Raw genomic sequence first — 3,335 nt, 5'->3', positions numbered from 1 at the left:
TATCACTAGTATAAAAACAAAGCTAAAATTCAAATTTTAAAAGTTGAGAACTAATTATGATACGTTTATACAAACCTTCTTTGTTAATCGCTGCTCCTGTGCTAAGTATGGCTATGACAGCTTGTCAGTCTAACTTGCCCACTACTAATCTGCCTACTGATAGAGCGGCAATCCAATCTACTAATAGCGCAAAGACTTCTGCAACATCAATCGATATGAGTAGCACTAGCATTACTGACAATACCAATATAGATGATGCATTGAATGACAGCGCCGAACCCAAAGCCCCTTGGACGAGTCCTGCGATCACTATCAGCGATACCGATGCTATTTATCATCAAGAGTGGCTAAAATCAGAAAATAGATCTGTGTGTCCAATTTTGGCGCTGCCCAAGCAAGCAGAGGCGCATATCGCTCGACACAGTGTGCGCCGTGCTCGTTTTTCAGGAGGCTGGGGCGTCGCTTATGATTTGCCTAATACCCGTAGCATGTACGGCGTTGCCAATACCGGTATCATAGATCCTGATGAGGCCGCTTATGACTGGCCCTACAATATCTATTATACTGATGGTAGCAAAGTGGGTTATGGTCATGAGGGTGGCAATCCTACTGCGTCTTGGCTTGCTTATGTCGTGACCCCAAATAACTGCATGTACAATGTCTGGAGCGCACAAGGTAAAGCTCACTTAGAGCAGATGATTGCAGATCTGCGTATGGTGAATGCTAATCAATAGCGCCACTTTATTATCTGACAATCTTGGTATTGAGCGCTTTTGCCCAGTCGCGGCAGTTGTTCTCACAGCGCGAACATAGCTCATCATTTTGGCTAATATACTCGACATGTCCGCAGTGCATGCACGCGTAGTAGGTATTATCCTCAACCTCTGTAGTCGCCTGATATTGTTTAGGAAATAAGGGCAAACCAAAGCCTGTATTATCAGGCGCGTATAACAACACACTAAAAGTGCCGTCAGTCTCCAGCAGACCAGTACGCACTTGACCTAAATGCTCAATGCCTTGCTGACGCATCTCGGCAAAGAACTCATCGTGCGACATTTTGCCTTTTTTGATCTTATCAAGGACCAGCATGCCATCTTCTACAATGTATATCGCTTCTCCCTCTAGTAGATTCTCCAGAGGTTGATACTTCATCATCGCCCAGGTACATAATCGATATAGCAAAATGACCACACTCATAATGATAAGTGCTTGTATAATCGGCAAGTCTTCTGTGAACATCGGATCGCCGGCGATAGAGCCTAGCGACAGGATAATGGTCAGCTCAAAAATAGACAACTGACGAACACCGCGCTTACCGGTAAAGCGTAGAAACACAATAATCATGACAAACATAATCGCCGCGCGCAATATAATCTCTATGCCAAACAGCCACGTGGTGTCATGAATAAATATCTTTGCCCAATCCATATTGGTTACTCTATATATGACAGTGATGAATAGGGGCAAAACTATACTACATTTTATGGCACCCATACGCTTTTATATCAGCTAACTTTTTTATTAGGCAGTAAGGATTCATTTGAGAGCATCCCTATACACGATAGCAGCTTTGCTGGCGTTTGCCGCAAACTCCTTACTTTGCCGCATGGCATTATCTGAGGGCTATATCGATCCTTGGAGTTTTACTATTATTCGGCTGCTTGGCGGCGCAGTTTGTTTGATAATCATCATGATAGTCCATGCTAGGCGCTTAAAGTCGTCAGAGGCCGCTGTCGTACTCAGCGACCGTATACTAGGTGACCATATACTTAGTGACCATATACTTAGCGATAAGGGCAGCTGGCTTAGTAGTTTAAGCTTAGTTATCTATGCGCTTTGCTTTTCGCTGGCTTATGTCGAGCTAGATACTGGTACTGGTGCGATGATTTTGTTCGCAGCTGTCCAATTTACGATGATCGGTTGGGGTATTTATCAAAAGGAGCGCTTAAGTATTGTTCAATGGATTGCTTTGGCAGTAGCCTTTATGGGTTTTGTATATCTGATGCTGCCATCAGCTGCCGTGCCGTCACTCTATGGGGCGATTGTTATGATGCTAAGTGGTATCGCATGGGGCGTCTATAGCATCAGAGGCAAAGCCTGCATCTCGCCGCTACGAGCAACAGGGTTTAACTTTGTGCGTAGCCTAGTTGCTCTGCCTATATTACTACTCGTGGCCCTACCTTACCTAGCAAAAGTGAGTGTTGAAGGGGTGCTATTGGCTGGGGTGTCAGGTGCCGTGACCTCTGGAATTGGCTATTGCCTGTGGTACGTGGCCATGCCGCTACTTAAAAGCACGCAAGCTGCCGTCGTACAGTTTTGTGTGCCTGTCCTTGCCGCGCTGGCAGGCGTGGTATTTTTATCTGAGCAATTGACCTTGTCTTTTATACTTTCAAGCCTTGTCATACTTGGCGCTGTATTCATATTTGTACTTACCAAAAATACTACTAAAACATCTGCGTAATATATTGAAACATTCGGTATACCGCTATGATGCCAAATGACAACGTTTCGATTTGAGATTAGCGATATGATAACGTCTTTCCCATCTACCAACAAAATTGAGGACATTATGAAAAAACTATTAGCTGTAACGCCTGCCTTTTTATTCTTAGCTGCCTGTGCCACTAGCGCGCCTGTACCAACCATGCCTGACCCTACTCCATCTGCCCAGCCTGTAGTGCAGTCGTTCACTTGTGAAGACAATGGCGCTATCGTTGCCACTTACTCAGCAAACGGTCAAGTCGCTGATCTAAACGTGACTTTGCCTAAAGTTGGCCTAAGCAATGCTGTAGTCAGAACAGAGCAAGCCGTATCAGGCTCTGGCGCGCGTTACGTCAACAACGTCAATCCACAAACTACTTATGACTGGCAGACTAAAGCAGATTATGGCATCATGACTATCTCAACAGACAACGGTCAACAGTATCAAGTCAACTGCCAACTATAATAAATATAAAGGTGACTTGTTCGTTAATGATATTCTACAACAGTAATAATTTATAAATAGAAAAGCCCATATTCGTATGGGCTTTTTTTGGCTTGTAACTCTACTTTTAATCCTTTTATCGCTATCAGAACTATGTAATAAAAGATTTATCAAAAGTCTCTTTAAGACTTTTAGGCTCTTGGCGCTTGACATCATTGAGTGTATGACGAGTCTCAGAGGCAATCTGATAAGCTTTTAGGCGGGACTGTTGGAGATTACCAATAGGGCGATTTTCTTCAAGACAGCGAAATGGTGTAAATGATAGATGTTCCATAATCTCAAAGTTGCCATCATCAGGTACATCTTGGCATGGAATGGTCAAACGCGCGACGGTGACAAATGGCACATC

Annotated in this window: 4 protein-coding genes and 1 pseudogene; 3 read left to right on the top strand and 2 right to left on the bottom strand. The window is 44.0% G+C overall.

What is annotated here, in order from left to right; all coding sequences use genetic code 11:
• Positions 1-56 precede the first annotated feature (56 nt).
• A complete protein-coding gene (locus ACTXGO_RS11495) occupies positions 57-734 on the top strand; it encodes a hypothetical protein (RefSeq protein ID WP_443542333.1) in 678 nt (225 codons plus the stop codon).
• A 10-nt stretch (positions 735-744) separates the two neighbouring features.
• On the opposite strand, the gene ACTXGO_RS11490 is transcribed toward ACTXGO_RS11495, so the two are convergent.
• Positions 745-1,428: a DUF421 domain-containing protein gene (locus tag ACTXGO_RS11490; protein ID WP_443574589.1), complete on the bottom strand. Its 684-nt coding sequence runs from the start codon at positions 1,426-1,428 to the stop codon at positions 745-747.
• Positions 1,429-1,540: 112 nt separating this feature from the next.
• Between ACTXGO_RS11490 and ACTXGO_RS11485 the strand changes: the two genes are divergently transcribed.
• On the top strand, positions 1,541-2,461 hold the full coding sequence (locus ACTXGO_RS11485; RefSeq protein ID WP_443542331.1) for a DMT family transporter: 921 nt from the start codon (positions 1,541-1,543) through the stop codon (positions 2,459-2,461).
• A gap of 36 nt (positions 2,462-2,497) precedes the next feature.
• Positions 2,498-2,947, top strand: a complete 450-nt coding sequence (locus ACTXGO_RS11480) for an MliC family protein (RefSeq protein ID WP_443574588.1) — start codon at positions 2,498-2,500, stop codon at positions 2,945-2,947.
• 130 nt (positions 2,948-3,077) lie between these two features.
• Here ACTXGO_RS11480 and ACTXGO_RS11475 read toward each other — a convergent pair.
• A pseudogene (locus ACTXGO_RS11475) lies at positions 3,078-3,335 on the bottom strand (catalase family protein); the annotation flags it as partial.

It is taken from the genome of Psychrobacter sp. T6-1, from assembly GCF_052258445.1.
Note: the sequence above shows the minus strand (reverse complement) of the source record. Positions and strands in the feature narration are given on the sequence as shown.

Coding starts and splice junctions, on each gene's coding strand:
- ACTXGO_RS11490 (WP_443574589.1), bottom strand. CDS start 1,428: ATGGATTGGGCAAAGATATTTATTCATGACACCACGTGGCTGTTTGGC.
- ACTXGO_RS11495 (WP_443542333.1), top strand. CDS start 57: ATGATACGTTTATACAAACCTTCTTTGTTAATCGCTGCTCCTGTGCTA.
- ACTXGO_RS11480 (WP_443574588.1), top strand. CDS start 2,498: ATGACAACGTTTCGATTTGAGATTAGCGATATGATAACGTCTTTCCCA.